Origin of the sequence: Streptomyces sp. NBC_01551 (genome assembly GCF_026339935.1) — a bacterium.
Taxonomy (GTDB): Bacteria; Actinomycetota; Actinomycetes; order Streptomycetales; family Streptomycetaceae; genus Streptomyces.
The window spans coordinates 5,293,691-5,306,462 of record NZ_JAPEPX010000001.1 but is presented as its reverse complement, the minus strand read 5'-3'; the positions used below and the strand labels follow the sequence as shown (position 1 = coordinate 5,306,462).

11 protein-coding genes and 1 tRNA gene are annotated in these 12,772 nt (G+C 75.0%); 7 read left to right on the top strand and 5 right to left on the bottom strand.

All coding sequences use genetic code 11. The annotated features are described in order from the left end of the window. Nucleotides 1–34 precede the first annotated feature (34 nt). Complete coding sequence (locus OG982_RS24010) at nucleotides 35–598, bottom strand: DUF1707 and FHA domain-containing protein (protein WP_266783451.1); 564 nt, start codon at nucleotides 596–598, stop codon at nucleotides 35–37. 110 nt (nucleotides 599–708) lie between these two features. On the opposite strand from OG982_RS24010, the gene treZ reads away from it, so the two are divergent. Then, entirely contained in the window at nucleotides 709–2,478 is a 1,770-nt protein-coding gene (gene treZ, locus OG982_RS24005; RefSeq protein ID WP_266949236.1) for a malto-oligosyltrehalose trehalohydrolase, read from the top strand. A 36-nt stretch (nucleotides 2,479–2,514) separates the two neighbouring features. Here the strand turns inward: treZ and OG982_RS24000 are convergent, their stop codons facing one another. Beyond that, nucleotides 2,515–3,591 carry an aminopeptidase P family protein gene (locus OG982_RS24000; RefSeq protein WP_266791748.1) on the bottom strand — a complete coding sequence of 359 codons (1,077 nt, stop codon included), beginning with the start codon at nucleotides 3,589–3,591 and terminating at the stop codon, nucleotides 2,515–2,517. A 91-nt stretch (nucleotides 3,592–3,682) separates the two neighbouring features. Further along, on the bottom strand, nucleotides 3,683–4,540 hold the full coding sequence (locus tag OG982_RS23995; RefSeq protein WP_266949235.1) for a LysR family transcriptional regulator: 858 nt from the start codon (nucleotides 4,538–4,540) through the stop codon (nucleotides 3,683–3,685). A 69-nt stretch (nucleotides 4,541–4,609) separates the two neighbouring features. Between OG982_RS23995 and OG982_RS23990 the strand changes: the two genes are divergently transcribed. The 3 genes from OG982_RS23990 (at nucleotide 4,610) to OG982_RS23980 (ending at nucleotide 6,164) form a co-directional block, all read left to right on the top strand. Further along, nucleotides 4,610–5,110 carry a hypothetical protein gene (locus OG982_RS23990; RefSeq protein WP_266783457.1) on the top strand — a complete coding sequence of 167 codons (501 nt, stop codon included), beginning with the start codon at nucleotides 4,610–4,612 and terminating at the stop codon, nucleotides 5,108–5,110. Between the two features lie 104 nt (nucleotides 5,111–5,214). Beyond that, nucleotides 5,215–6,018: a hypothetical protein gene (locus OG982_RS23985; RefSeq protein ID WP_266783459.1), complete on the top strand. Its 804-nt coding sequence runs from the start codon at nucleotides 5,215–5,217 to the stop codon at nucleotides 6,016–6,018. A gap of 73 nt (nucleotides 6,019–6,091) precedes the next feature. Continuing rightward, a tRNA-His gene (locus tag OG982_RS23980) sits at nucleotides 6,092–6,164 on the top strand. A gap of 54 nt (nucleotides 6,165–6,218) precedes the next feature. Here the strand turns inward: OG982_RS23980 and OG982_RS23975 are convergent. Together OG982_RS23975 and OG982_RS23970 are read right to left on the bottom strand one after the other, a co-directional pair. Beyond that, nucleotides 6,219–6,974: an alpha/beta fold hydrolase gene (locus OG982_RS23975; protein ID WP_266783461.1), complete on the bottom strand. Its 756-nt coding sequence runs from the start codon at nucleotides 6,972–6,974 to the stop codon at nucleotides 6,219–6,221. Between the two features lie 173 nt (nucleotides 6,975–7,147). After that, a complete protein-coding gene (locus OG982_RS23970; protein WP_266783463.1) occupies nucleotides 7,148–9,208 on the bottom strand; it encodes a phosphocholine-specific phospholipase C in 2,061 nt (686 codons plus the stop codon). Nucleotides 9,209–9,437: 229 nt separating this feature from the next. On the opposite strand from OG982_RS23970, the gene OG982_RS23965 reads away from it, so the two are divergent. From OG982_RS23965 to OG982_RS23955, 3 genes are read left to right on the top strand one after another with little or no spacing between them, the layout of a single operon-like run. Next, nucleotides 9,438–10,460, top strand: coding sequence for a 3-oxoacyl-ACP synthase III family protein (locus OG982_RS23965; RefSeq protein WP_266783464.1), 1,023 nt, complete (start codon nucleotides 9,438–9,440; stop codon nucleotides 10,458–10,460). Continuing rightward, nucleotides 10,457–11,203: a glycosyltransferase family A protein gene (locus tag OG982_RS23960; protein WP_266949234.1), complete on the top strand. Its 747-nt coding sequence runs from the start codon at nucleotides 10,457–10,459 to the stop codon at nucleotides 11,201–11,203. Before OG982_RS23965 ends, OG982_RS23960 begins: the two co-directional genes overlap by 4 nt. After that, entirely contained in the window at nucleotides 11,203–12,687 is a 1,485-nt protein-coding gene (locus tag OG982_RS23955) for a class I adenylate-forming enzyme family protein (RefSeq protein ID WP_266949233.1), read from the top strand. Before OG982_RS23960 ends, OG982_RS23955 begins: the two co-directional genes overlap by 1 nt. Nucleotides 12,688–12,772 lie beyond the last annotated feature (85 nt).

Here is a 12,772-nt window from a genome sequence, read left to right as displayed (position 1 = left end):
CACCGTGGCGGACCGTTGCGCCCCCGAAGGCGGATCAACTCGCGGACAGCCGGTACGTGATCCGCCCGAACCCGACCTGGTCCCCGTCGCGCACCACCGCCGAGCCGGTCACCCGGCGCCCGTTGACGGTGGTGCCGTTGGTGGAGCCGAGGTCCCTGAGCACCCACAGCCCGTCGCGCAGGCTCAGCTCCGCGTGCACCCGCGAGACGGTCTCGTGCGTGAGCCGCAGCCCGTTGCCCGGATCGCGGCCGATCCGCAGCGGCCCGAAGCCCGGGTGCGGGAACAGCAGCTTGGGCAGCCGCTCGGCGGCCCAGGCCCGGCGGACGCCGACGGACACTGCGGAGGCCCGCCCCACCCAGCCGAACAGCCGGCGGCTCCACGGGCTCTCCGTGCCCTCCCGGTCCTTGAGGTCGGCGGTGAGCACGGCGAGTTCCTCGGAACGGCGGGCGACCAACGCGAGTTCCATGCGCCGCAGGAAGGTGTCGTGCGACAGTTTGCCGAGGGCCGCGCCCTCCCTGAGCTGGCCCAGCGCCTTGTCGCGCTCCGCGTCGGACAGCCGCGGGGCGGGGTAGGCGGGAAACTCGAAACTCGACGTCACAGGGTGATTGTCGGCCCGTCAGGGCCGGAGTGTCCAGAACGGCCCCGCCGATCCCGCGATGATGGGCGCGAGACGCAGGCTGGGCACCGCCGCAGACGAGGGGACCGTCCGTGCAATTCGAGGTGTGGGCACCGCTGACAGACCGGGTCGCGCTGCGGCTGAACGGCGCCACGTACGAGATGTCGCCCGACCCGGCGGACGCCGGCCGGGGCGGCTGGTGGACCGTGGAGGCGCCGGCCTCCGACGGGGACCGGTACGGGTTCCTGCTCGGCGTCGGCGACGCGGAGGACGGGGCCGCCGTACGCCCCGACCCGCGCGGGCGGCGCCTGCCGGACGGCCCCGACGGGCTCAGCGCGGTCGTGGACCTCCAGGCGCTGCGCCCCACGGCGGAGCCGCCGCGCGTGCCGCTCCAGGACGCGGTGCTGTACGAGCTGCACCCGGGCACCTTCACCCCCGAGGGCACCTTCGACGCGGCCGCGGCCCGGCTCCCGCACCTGACCGCGCTCGGCGTCACGCACGTCGAGCTGATGCCGGTCTGCCCCTTCCCCGGCCGGCACGGCTGGGGGTACGACGGGGTCGCGCCGTGGGCGGTGCACGAGCCGTACGGCGGCCCGGCCGGCCTCGCCCGGTTCGTCGACGCGGCGCACTCGGCCGGGCTGGGGGTGGTGCTGGACGTGGTCCACAACCACCTCGGGCCCTCCGGCAACCACCTCCCGGCCTTCGGCCCGTACTTCACCGACACCCACCACACCCCCTGGGGCGCGGCCGTGAACCTGGACGCGCCGGGTTCCGACGAGGTACGGGCGTACTTCCTGGGCAGCGCCCTCGCCTGGCTGCGGGACTACCGGATCGACGGGCTCCGCCTGGACGCCGTCCACGCCCTGGCCGACGGGCGGGCGCTGACCTTCCTGGAGGAGCTGGCGGCCGCCGTGGACGACCTGGCGGCGGAGACGGGCCGGCCGCTGTTCCTGATCGCCGAGTCGGACCGCTGCGACCCGCGCACCACCACCCCGCGCGCGGCCGGCGGGCTCGGCCTGCACGCGCAGTGGAACGACGACTTCCACCACGCCCTGCACTGCGCGCTGACCGGCGAGTCCCAGGCGTACTACGCCGACTTCGCCGAGGCCCCGCTCGCCGCCCTCGCCAAGACCCTGACCCGGGCCTTCTTCCACGACGGCACCTGGTCCTCCTTCCGGGGCCGCGGTCACGGCCGCCCCGTGGACCGCCGCCGCACCCCCGCGCACCGCTTCCTCGGCTACGCCCAGACCCACGACCAGATCGGCAACCGGGCGCTGGGCGACCGGCTCTCCGCCTCGCTCTCCCCCGGGCTGCTGGCCTGCGCCGCGGCGGTGGCGCTGACCGGGCCGTTCGTGCCGATGCTGTTCATGGGCGAGGAGTGGGGCGCCGGCACGCCGTGGCAGTACTTCACGGACCACCCCGACCCGGCGCTCGCCGAGACGGTGCGCGCCGGGCGGCGCCGGGAGTTCGCCGCGCACGGCTGGAAGGCGGAGGAGATCCCGGACCCGCAGGACCCCGCAACCCGGGACCGCTCCCGGCTGGACTGGGCGGAGCCCGGGCAGGAGCCGCACGCCCGGCTGCTGTCCTGGTACCGCACCCTCATCGCGCTCCGCCGCACCCACCCCGACCTGCGCGACCCGGACCTCGCGGCGGTGCGGGTCGCCTTCGACGAGGAGCGCCGCTGGGTGACCTTCCGGCGCGGGGACCTCCGTATCGTGGTCAACCTGTCCGCCGAACCCGCCACGATCGCGCTCGGCCGCAACGGGGTCCGGGTCCTGGCGTCCTGGGAACCCCTCGAACACCCGGGCCCGGACGGCAGGATCCACGTACCGGGCGAGTCGGCGGTGGTCCTCGGCCCGTGAGCCGGCGCCCGTGAGCCGCGGCCGGACCGCGAGCGGCTACTCGACGACGGCCAGTTCGCGCGGGGCGTTGTTGAGGCGGCGCCCGCCGTCCGCCGTCACGGTCACGATGTCCTCGATGCGCACCCCGAACCGCCCCGGCAGGTAGATGCCCGGCTCGACGGAGAAGCACATCCCGGGCACCATCGGCTGCTCCTCGCCCTCCACCATGTACGGCGGCTCGTGGGTGGTGACGCCGATGCCGTGCCCGGTGCGGTGGATGAAGCGGTCGCCGTAGCCGAACTCGGTGATCACCGCGCGGGCCGCCCGGTCGACCTCCTGGCAGGAGACCCCCGGCCGGACGGCCGCCACCCCGGCCTGCTGGGCCTCGCGGACGACGTCGTGGACGCGCCGCTCCTCCGCCCCGGGTTCGCCGACGTGGACGGTACGGGAGATGTCGGAACCGTATCCGTCCTTGAGCCCGCCGAAGTCGAGGACGACCATGTCGCCGCGCCGGATGACCCGCTCCCCGGCCTCGTGGTGCGGGTTGGCGCCGTTGGGGCCGGAGCCGACGACCGTGAAGTCGACCTGGGAGTGGCCGTGTACGCGCAGCAGCCCGGCCAGGTCGGCGGCGACGTCGCGCTCCCGGCGGTCCGCGAACGGAAGGTGCAGGACCTGCGCGTACACCGCGTCGGCGGCGGCCCCGGCCGCCGCGAGCCGGGCCAGCTCCCGCTCGTCCTTGACGGCGCGCAGCATCGGCAGGGCGTCGGTGAGCGGGACGTAGGAGGTGGTGGGCAACTCCCGCTGGAGCGAGAGGAGGTGGAGCGACCAGGTGTTGTCGCTCACCCCGAAGCGGCCGGCCGCGTCCAGCAGCGGGGCGGTCGTCGCGTACGGGCTCTTGCCGTCGGTCCAGTCGCGCAGGGTCAGCGCCCCGGCGCCCGGGGCCTTCGCCGCGTCGGGGGCCTCCAGCGTCGGCACCACGAGCACCGGCTCCTGCCCGGCGGCCAGCACGAGCAGGGTGAGCCGCTCGGTCTCGGCGGTCGGGCGGTAGCCGGTGAGGTGGGCGAGGTCCGGTCCGGGGGCGATCAGCAGCCCGGCGAGCCCCGCGTCGGCGGCGGCCTCGGCGGCGGCGGCCATCCGGGCGGCGTAGTCGGCGGTGGTGAACGGTTCGGGCTCGGGGGCCCCTGCGGGCGCGGCGTCCGCTACGGGCGCGGCGGGCCGGGCGGTTTCATGGTCCATACGGGGATCCTGCCCCGAGCCGCAGGGCCAGCGCAGCGGCCGCGCCGGACAAAGTCCCGGGCGCCAGCAGCTCCGTACGGTGCACCAGGCGCGGTGCCCGCAGCGGTACGGCGACCCCCGCGCCCGCCGCCCGCGCCACCCGCAGCGGCAGCAGCGCCAGGCCGTGCCCGGCGGCGGCCAGGGCGCACAGCGCCGCCAGGTCGGTGCCCTCGTAGCGCAGGGCGGGCGCCGTGCGGACCGCGTCGGGCAGCGGCCCCACGCCCGGCGCGTCGAGCCAGCGCGCGTCGGCCAGGTCGTCCAGGGCGACGGCGGCCCGCGCGGCGAGCGGATGCCCGGCCGGGAACAGCACGGCCAGCTCCTCCTCGGCCACGCCCGTCACCACGAGCGGGGCCACGTCGGGCAGCCGCAGCGGATCGCTCGGCGCGGCCGGTCCGTCGACCAGTCCCAGGTCGCAGTCCCCGCCGGCGACGGCGGCCGGCACCTCACCCGGCGCCAGCACCCGCAGGGTGACCCCGGTGGCGGGCATCGCGGCGAGCAGCGCGGGCCCGACGGCGAGCGGGGAGGCGGCGAGCGTGATCCGGCCGGGCGGCGCGGCGGCCAGCCGCAGCACGTCGGCCCGGGCGGCGTCGAGCCGCAGCAGCAGCGGCCGGGCGTGCTCCAGCAGCCGCGCCCCGGCCCGGGTCGGCTCCACGGGCCGCCGGGTGAGCAGCTCGGTGCGCAGGTCGCCCTCCAGCGCGGCGATGTGCTGCGAGACGGCGGACTGGGTGTAGCCGAGCTCGCGGGCGGCGCCGGAGAAGGAGGCGAGGCGGGCGACGGCGACGAAGGTGCGGAGCAGGTGCGGATCCATGGCCTCAGCGTGCCACCGCCCCGGCGCGCCCCGGGCCGGCCGGGTCCCGGCGTGCCTATCGTGAGGGGGGTGAGCACCCCCAGTGTCCCGTCCGGGCGCCGCGTCAGGACCGACTCCGCCGGCGCCGTGTACGGCTCGCTGCTCGCGACCTCGGTGGTGGCCACGGCGGGCACCGCCGGCAGCTACCCGCGGCTCCAGCTCATCCTCCTGCTGATCGTCACGGGGCTGGTGTTCTGGGCCACGCACGTCTACGCCATCCTGGCGGGAGAGCGGCTGGTCGGGCAGCCCTGGAGCCGGTCCGAGATCCAGCGGGTGGCCCTGCACGAGTGGCCCATCGTCGAGGCCGCCGTGCTGCCGGCAGCCGCGGTCGCGATCAGCGGCCTCCTCGGGCTGGACTTCGTGGCGACGGCCTGGCTGGCGATGGGGGTCGCGGTGGGGCAGCAGGTGCTGTGGGCGTGCCTGGGGGCCGCCCGGGCGGGCGCCACCCGCCGCCAGCTGGCCGCCGAGGGGGTCGTCAACCTCGTCCTCGGCCTGATCATCGTGGCGACCAAGGCGGCGCTGAAGCACTGAGCCGCCCGCGCCCCGGCACGGACAACAGCCGATCAGTTCTGCTGATGGGTCGTGCAGGAACAATCGTTGGCGCTGAAGTGCGACCCGGCCACAGGATGATCCGCATGAGCACCGCACACACCTTCGCGCCGACCTCCGCCATCGCCCGTATCGCCCTCGTCGGCGACCGCTCCCCGCACGTGAAGTCCCACACCCGGATCCCGCTCCTCCTCGACGCCCTCGCCTCCCGCGACGGACTGGTCCTGGACGCGTACTGGATCCCGACCGGCGAGGCCGGGGCAGAGGCCGCCTCCGGAGCGCTCGCCGGCTTCGACGCGGTGTGGGTGCTGCCCGGCAGCCCGTACGCCAGCGAGGCGGGGGCGCTCGCCGCGATCCGGGTGGCGCGCGAGGAGGGCATCCCCTTCCTCGGCACCTGCGGCGGCTTCCAGCACGCCCTGCTGGAGTACGCCCGCAACGCCTGCGGGCTGACCGGGGCGGCGCACGCCGAGAACGACCCCGGGGCCGAGGACCTGCTGATCGCGCCGCTCGCCTGTTCGCTCGTCGGACACGAGGGCCTCGTACGGGCCGAGCCGGGATCGCTCGCCGAGTCGGCGCTCGGCGCCGAGCGGTCCGTCGAGCGCTACCACTGCAACTACGGTCCGGCGCCCCGGCACCTGCCGGCGCTCACCTCGCGGGGACTGCGGCTGTCGGGGCACGACGAGGACGGGCAGGTCCGGATGGCGGAGCTGCCGGAGCACCCGTTCTTCCTGGCCACGCTGTTCCAGCCGGAGCTGGCGGGCGACGGGACCCGGCCGCACCCGGTGGTGAAGGCGCTGGCCACGGCGGCCGTGGCGCACGCCGCCCGGCGTGCCGGGAGCGTCACCGGCCGCCTCGCCGGGGCGCTGGCCGCGAGCCGGTCCGCCGGATAACGCGTGGCGGGAGCACCCACCTGATCAGCTATGCTGTGCATGCACATCGACGGGCGGTCCGCCGCCCTTCGTGGTGGGTGTAGCTCAGTTGGTAGAGCACCTGGTTGTGGTCCAGGTGGCCGCGGGTTCAAGTCCCGTCACTCACCCTGATCCCCCGGGGTACGAGGTCTCCTCGTACCCCGGGGGTTTTTCGCGTTCCCCTAGCCGCGCAGGAACGCCTCGACCTCGGCGGCGAAGGCCACGGGCGTCTCGTGCGGCGGGTAGTGGCCGGCGCCGGGGAGGGTCTGGACGCGGCAGTTCGGGTACCAGACCTGCCAGGTGGCGCGCATCACGTCGGCGGTGAGCGCGAGGTCGTACTCGCCGACGAGGACGAGGACCGGCACGGTGTTGCCCTTGACGGCGTCGGACAGGTCCAGCGGCTGCCAGCTCGCGAGGTAGTCGGCGAAGGCCTCGGGCCGGGAGATCTCCAGGGAGTGGGCGACCATCCGGTTGATCCAGCGGCGGCCGGCCCGGTTGCCGGTGACGAGGTCGAGGATGGCGCGGCGGTTCTCGGGGCTTTCGGCGGCGCCGTGGAAGAGCGTGCGGGTGGCGTCGTCCATGTCGTACGGGGCGGCCGGGACCGGGTTGATCCCGACGAGGCGCTCGATCCGCTCGGGGGCCCGGACGAGGACCTGCTGGGCGGCCTTGCCGCCCATGGAGTGGCCGATCAGGGAGAAGGTGTCCCAGCCGAGCTGGTCGGCGAGCGCGAGCACGTCGTCGGCGATCTCGGGGAGGTCGTACCGGCCGGCGACGTCCCGGCGGTCGCCGTAGCCGCGGTAGTCGAGGAAGACGTACGAGAACTCCCCCGGGTCCAAGTAGTCCAGCACGGAGCCCCAGTTGGCGGAGGTGCCGAACCAGTCGTGCAGCACGATGACGCGGACGGGCCCGGTGCCGATCCTGCGGTGGGCGATGGCCATGCGTTCTCCCTCGGTGACGGGGACGGAGCGATGCGACGCCGTACGTTCTGCCCACCGGGCCTACCATCACACCGACCCGCACCCCCCGGCCGGCTTGGCCACGCCCGCGAGGCTGGCGCGAGCGTTGACCTCGCGGGCGTGGGATCCGGGGCTCTTCCCCCCCCGGGGTGACGTCAGACGGTCTTGATCGCCGGGTCGGAGACGCCCGGGGCGCCCGTTTCGACGTGGCCGGCGAAGCGGCGCAGGAAGGTGGTGTCCGTGTCGGAGACGACCTTGACGTCGTACCAGCGGCCCGTGGTGCTCAGGTTCGCCGTGTACGTCGCCGTGCCGCCGGCCGCGACCCGGAGGGTCTGGGAGGCGCCGCCGTAGGCGTTGGACACCGTGAGGTTGACCGCCGCCGAGCCGGAGTTGCCCAGCGTCAGCTTCAGGTTGCCGGTGGCCGCGTCGTGGCGGGCCGTCACCTCGGGACCGGCCTTCTTCGCCGGGCCCTTCCAGGTGCGCAGGAACCCGTTCGGGCCCCACACCGTCAGGTCGATCTGGTTGCCGGTGGAGCTGCTGGTGCTCCAGGTGTCGGACAGGGTCTTGCCCGCCTCGACCGTGTAGGGCCAGGGGCCGTCCGTACGGTTGCCCGAGGTGCTGTGGAAGTGGGCACCGAGGGCGGGGCCGGAGGAGAAGGTCAGGGTGAATTTGCCGGTGGAGGGCGTGGCCTTGCCGTCCACGTACGGGGCGTAGCCCAGCGCGCGCGTCGGCTTCGAGCCCGCCTCCTGCTTGGGCAGGGTGCCCGTCGCCGGCGGGGTCGGGACGTACGACGGGTGGGTGTTGTGGTCCGGCGGGACGTAGGCCGCGGTGGAGGGGAGGGCCGCGGGCGCCGCGTCCGCCCTCGTGAAGTCGAACGCCGAGGTCAGGTCACCGCAGACGGCGCGGCGCCACGGCGAGATGTTGGGCTCCTGCACGCCGAAGCGCTTCTCCATGAAGCGGATCACCGAGGTGTGGTCGAAGGTCTCGGAGCAGACGTAGCCGCCCTTGCTCCACGGGGAGACCACGATCATCGGGACGCGCGGACCGAGGCCGTACGGGCCGGCCGCGTAGCCGCCGCCCCCGGCGTAGAGGTCCTTCGAGACGTCGGCCGTGGACAGCCCCCACGCGGCGGACGCCGGCGGGTACGGCGGCACGACGTGGTCGAAGAAGCCGTCGTTCTCGTCGTAGGTGATGAAGAAGGCCGTCTTCGCCCACACCGCCGGGTTCGCGGTCAGCGCGTCCAGGACCTGCGAGATGTACCAGGCGCCGAAGTTCGTCGGCCAGTTCGGGTGTTCGCTGAACGCCTCGGGGGCGGCGATCCACGACACCTGGGGCAGCGTGCCGTTGACGACGTCGGCGCGCAGCTTGTCGAAGTAGCCCTCGCCCGCCTTCGCGTCGGTGCCCGTGCGGGCCTTCTCGTACAGCGCGCTGCCCGGCGCCGCGTTGCGGTAGTTGTTGAAGTACAGCAGCGAGTTGTCGCCGTAGTTGCCGCGGAAGGCGTCGCTGATCCAGCCCCACGAGCCGGCCGCGTTCAGGCCGTCGCCGATGTCCTGGTAGATCTTCCAGGAGACCCCGGCCGCCTCCAGGCGCTCCGGGTAGGTCTTCCAGCCGTAGCCGGCCTCCTGGTTGCCGAGGACCGGGCCGCCGCCGGTGCCGTCGTTGCCCGTGTGGCCCGTCCACATGTAGTAGCGGTTCGGGTCGGTGGCGCCGATGAAGGAGCAGTGGTAGGCGTCGCAGACCGTGAAGGCGTCGGCGAGCGCGTAGTGGAACGGGATGTCGTTCCGGGTCATGTACGCCATGGTGGTGGCCGTCTTGGCCGGGACCCACTTGTCGTACTTGCCGTTGTTGTAGGCCGCGTGGCCGCCGGCCCAGTCGTGGTTCAGACCCGCCAGGAACTTCATGCCCAGGTCGTTGACCTGCGGGTTGAAGGGGAGGATGTCCTTCGTCCCGTTGGACTGGTAGAAGACGGACTTGCCGTTGTCCTGGAGGACCGGGCGCGGGTCTCCGAAGCCCCGGACGCCCTTCATCGCACCGAAGTACTGGTCGAACGAACGGTTCTCCTGCATCAGGACGACGACGTGCTCGATGTCCTGGATCGTCCCGGTGCTGCCCTGCGCCGGAATGGCGGCCGCGCGCGCGATGCTCTCGTTCAGCATCGCGACGGCGGCGGTGCCGCCCGCGATCTGCAGGAACCTGCGGCGATTGAGTTCTGCCATGGGGTGTCGACCTCTGCGGGGTGAGGGGGTGTCGAGGGGCGACCCAAGGACAGCGGTCGCGGGGTACCGGTCGGCGTTGCTTGCGTGACACTGCGCCGTACAGCTGGAAAACGGAAGACCCGCCCGCCGGCTTGGCCGGTCTCTACTCAGGTCGCGCTGAGCACTCCCGGGAGATGATCTGAGCATCCGTACTCAGGTCCGGCCCGGCGGCGGTTGCCATCGTGTGGACATGCTCATTCAGCCGTCTGTTCCGCGGCCGCGTGCCGGGATAACCGCCGTCGGCAGCCTGTTGCCCGAGGACGTGGTCTCCTCCGAGGACCTCCAGCGGGAGGTGGCGCGCCACACCGGTCTCGCGCTGCCGCCCAGGCTGCTGACCCAGGCCACCGGGATCGTCTCCCGCCGGGTCGCGGGCGAGGGGGTGTACGCCTCCACGCTCGCCGTGGGCGCGGGGCGCCGGGCGCTGGCGGCGGCCGGGCTCACCCCGCCCGACGTCGACCTGCTGGTGTTCGCCTCCGCGTCCCGCGACATGGTCGAGCCCGCCACCGCGCACATCGTGCAGGCGGAACTCGGCTCGCGGGCCCACGCCCTGGACGTCACCAACGCCTGCAACAGCTTCGTCAACGGGATCGACCTCGCCCGCTCCATGATCCTCGCCGGGCGGGCCCGGCGGGCCCTGGTGGTCACCGGGGAGACCCCGAGCCGGGCGGTGCGGACGGCGCCCGCCGACTTCGCCGAGTTCCGCGCCGGATTCGCCGGGTACACCTTCGGCGACGCGGGGGCGGCCGTGGTGGTGGAGGCCGTGGAGCGCGGCGGGATCCTCGACGTGGACAGCGAGACGCACTCCGAGCACTGGGAGGTCGGGGGGATCCCGGGCGGCGGGTCGCGTCACCCGCGGGGGGACGCGTACACCTACTTCCAGGGCGACGGGCACGAACTGCGCGGGGTATTCGAGAAGGTGGGCACGGCGGTCGTCGACCGGACGCTGCACCGCACGGGGATGGACTGGGACGGCTTCGCCAAGGTGCTGGTGCACCAGGTGACGGTGCCCTACCTGGAGCGGTTCGCGGAGCTGACCGGGGTGCCGGCCGGGAAGCTGGTGGTCACGGTGCCCGAGCTCGGCAACGTCGCGAGCGCGAGCATCGGGGTGCAGCTCGACCGGGTGTACGGCGAACTGGAGCCGGGCGAACGGGTGTTGTTCGTCGGCCTCGGTGGCGGGATCAGCATCATGACGATGGTCTGGGAGAAGTCGTGAGCGGCCCGCTGTGGGTGGTGGTGCCCGCGCACGACGAGGCGGCCCGGCTCGGCGACACCCTGCGGGCGCTCGCCGCGCAGCGGGACCGGGACTTCACGCTGCTGGTCGTCGACAACGCCTCGGCGGACGGCACCGGCGCGCTCGCCCGGGAGTTCGCGGCCGAGGCCCCCTTCGCGGTGGAGGTCGTCGAGGAGCCCGAGAAGGGCGTCGGCTCGGCCGTGGACACCGGCTTCCGGTACGCGATCGGCCGGGGCGCGACCCTGCTGGCCAGAACGGACGCCGACTGCCTGCCGGGGCCGGGCTGGACGGGCGCGGCGCGCGCGGCGCTGACCCGCGCACCCGGGCTGGTCTGCGGGCGGATCGTGGCCCGCCGCGACGAGCACGGCCCCCTCGGCCGGGCCGGGTTCGGCGCGCTCGTCGCACTCGCCGCGCTGTTCGGGCGGCTGCGGCCGCAGCACGCGCGCCGCAACGGCTTCCGGGCGCCCTACCGCATGCACGCCGGGAACAACATGGCGATCACCGCCGAGCTGTACCTGGCCGTGGGCGGGATGCCCCGGCGCCCCTCGCCGACGGACCGGCTGTTCCTCAACGCCGTACGCCGGCACACCGACCGGATCACGCACTGCCGGTCGATGATCGTGGAGAACTCGACGCGGCGGCTGCGGGCCTACGGGCTCGCGGGCACCGCCCGCTGGTACCTCGACCAGGGCAGCGGAGCACATGGAACGGACGACCCCCGCTGATGCTGGACCGACTCGACCACGCGCTGCGCGCCCGCCCCGAGCGGCCGGCCGTCCTGACCACCACCCGGACCGGCGCGACCCGGGTGCGCGCCACCCGGGGTGAACTCGCCGGCCTGTCGGACGCGTTCGCCGCCGCGCTGCACGCCCGGGGGCTGCGGGCCGGGGACACCGTCGGGGTCGCCGTCCGGCCCGGGCCGCGGGCGCTGGCCGTGCTGCTCGCGCTGTGGCGGCTCGGGCTGCGCGGCGCCGTCCTCGACCCGGGGGCGGGGGCCGAGGTGCTGCGGGCCCGGCTGGCGCTGGCCCGGCCCTCGCTGGTGCTGGCCGACGCTGCCGCGCAGGCGGTGGCGGGGTGGGCCCGGCCGCTGGCCCGGCGGGCCCGGCTGGCGCTGCCGGACCTGGCGGAGCTGGGGCCGGTGGCGACGGTGGGGCCCCGGCTGCCGGGGTGCGCGCCGGGGCTGGACCTGGGGGCGCCGCTCGCCGGGGTGCCGCGGGCGGGATCCTCCGACGGCGACGCCGTGATCGTGTTCACGTCCGGGACCACCTCGCGACCGCGGGCCGTGGTGCACACCCGGGCCGGGCTGGCGGCCGGCATGGAGACGGTGTCGGCGCTGTTCGCCGCCGCCCGGCCGGACGAACCCGTGCTCGGCGGCACCTTCTTCGTGCTCGTCCCGGCGCTGACGCGCGGCGCCCCCGTCGCCCTTCCGGCGCGCTCGCCCCGGGTGCTGGCCCGGCAGCTGCGCCGGCTGCGCCCGCAGGACACGTACCTCACCCCGCCGCAGCTGCGGGACGCGCTCGGCGCCGGGGCCCGGTTCGGGGGCCGGGTGTGGACGGGCTCGGCGCCGGCCAGTGCCGAACTGCTGGGCCGCGTACGGGAGGCGGGTGCGGCGCAGGCCTGGGGGGTGTACGCGCTGACCGAGCTGTTCCCGGCGGCGGCGGTCGAGGCTCGGGAGAAGGCCGCGTTCGAGGGCCCGGGGGACCTGGTCGGCGCCCCGCTGCCCGGCGTACGGGCCGAACGGGACGCGGACGGGCAGCTGCTGCTGTCCGGGCCGGCCGCCCGGGACCGGTACCTGGGCGAGGAGCCCGACCCGTGGGTGCGTACGGGGGACCGGGCGCGGCTGGACGGCGCCGGCCGGATCGTCCTGGAGGGCCGGAGCAAGGACATGGTGCTGCGCCGGGCCGAGAACATCTACCCGGGGCTGTACGAGCCCGCCCTGCACGTGCCCGGGGTGGAGCTGGGCGTGCTCGTCGGGGTCCCGGCGGGCGACGGCGACGAACGCCTCGTGGCCGTCGTACAGCCGCGCCGGGGCGTCGGCGAACCGGCCCTGCGCGCGGCCCTGTCGCAGCCGCTGCGGGGCATGGGAACGGCCCGCCCCGACGCCCTGGTCTTCGCCCGGATCCCCCTGTCGGGCCGCTCCCGCAAACCGGACCGCCCGGCCACGGCGGCCCTGGCGGCGACCCTCCTGGGTCGCGGCGGCGGGGCATGACGCTGCGGATGCGGGTGCCCGCGCGGGTGTTGGCGGCACACCGGCGAGTGCACAACAGCCTGCGCCGGCTGCGCTCCTGGGGCGC

Bases quoted from the DNA above. Each gene is read 5' to 3' on its own strand.
- OG982_RS24000 (WP_266791748.1), bottom strand. From the start codon at position 3,591: ATGGCCGCCGCCGCCGAGGCCGCCGCCGACGCGGGGCTCGCCGGGCTG.
- OG982_RS23995 (WP_266949235.1), bottom strand. From the start codon at position 4,540: ATGGATCCGCACCTGCTCCGCACCTTCGTCGCCGTCGCCCGCCTCGCC.
- OG982_RS23985 (WP_266783459.1), top strand. From the start codon at position 5,215: ATGAGCACCGCACACACCTTCGCGCCGACCTCCGCCATCGCCCGTATC.
- OG982_RS23975 (WP_266783461.1), bottom strand. From the start codon at position 6,974: ATGGCCATCGCCCACCGCAGGATCGGCACCGGGCCCGTCCGCGTCATC.
- OG982_RS23970 (WP_266783463.1), bottom strand. From the start codon at position 9,208: ATGGCAGAACTCAATCGCCGCAGGTTCCTGCAGATCGCGGGCGGCACC.
- OG982_RS23965 (WP_266783464.1), top strand. From the start codon at position 9,438: ATGCTCATTCAGCCGTCTGTTCCGCGGCCGCGTGCCGGGATAACCGCC.
- OG982_RS23955 (WP_266949233.1), top strand. From the start codon at position 11,203: ATGCTGGACCGACTCGACCACGCGCTGCGCGCCCGCCCCGAGCGGCCG.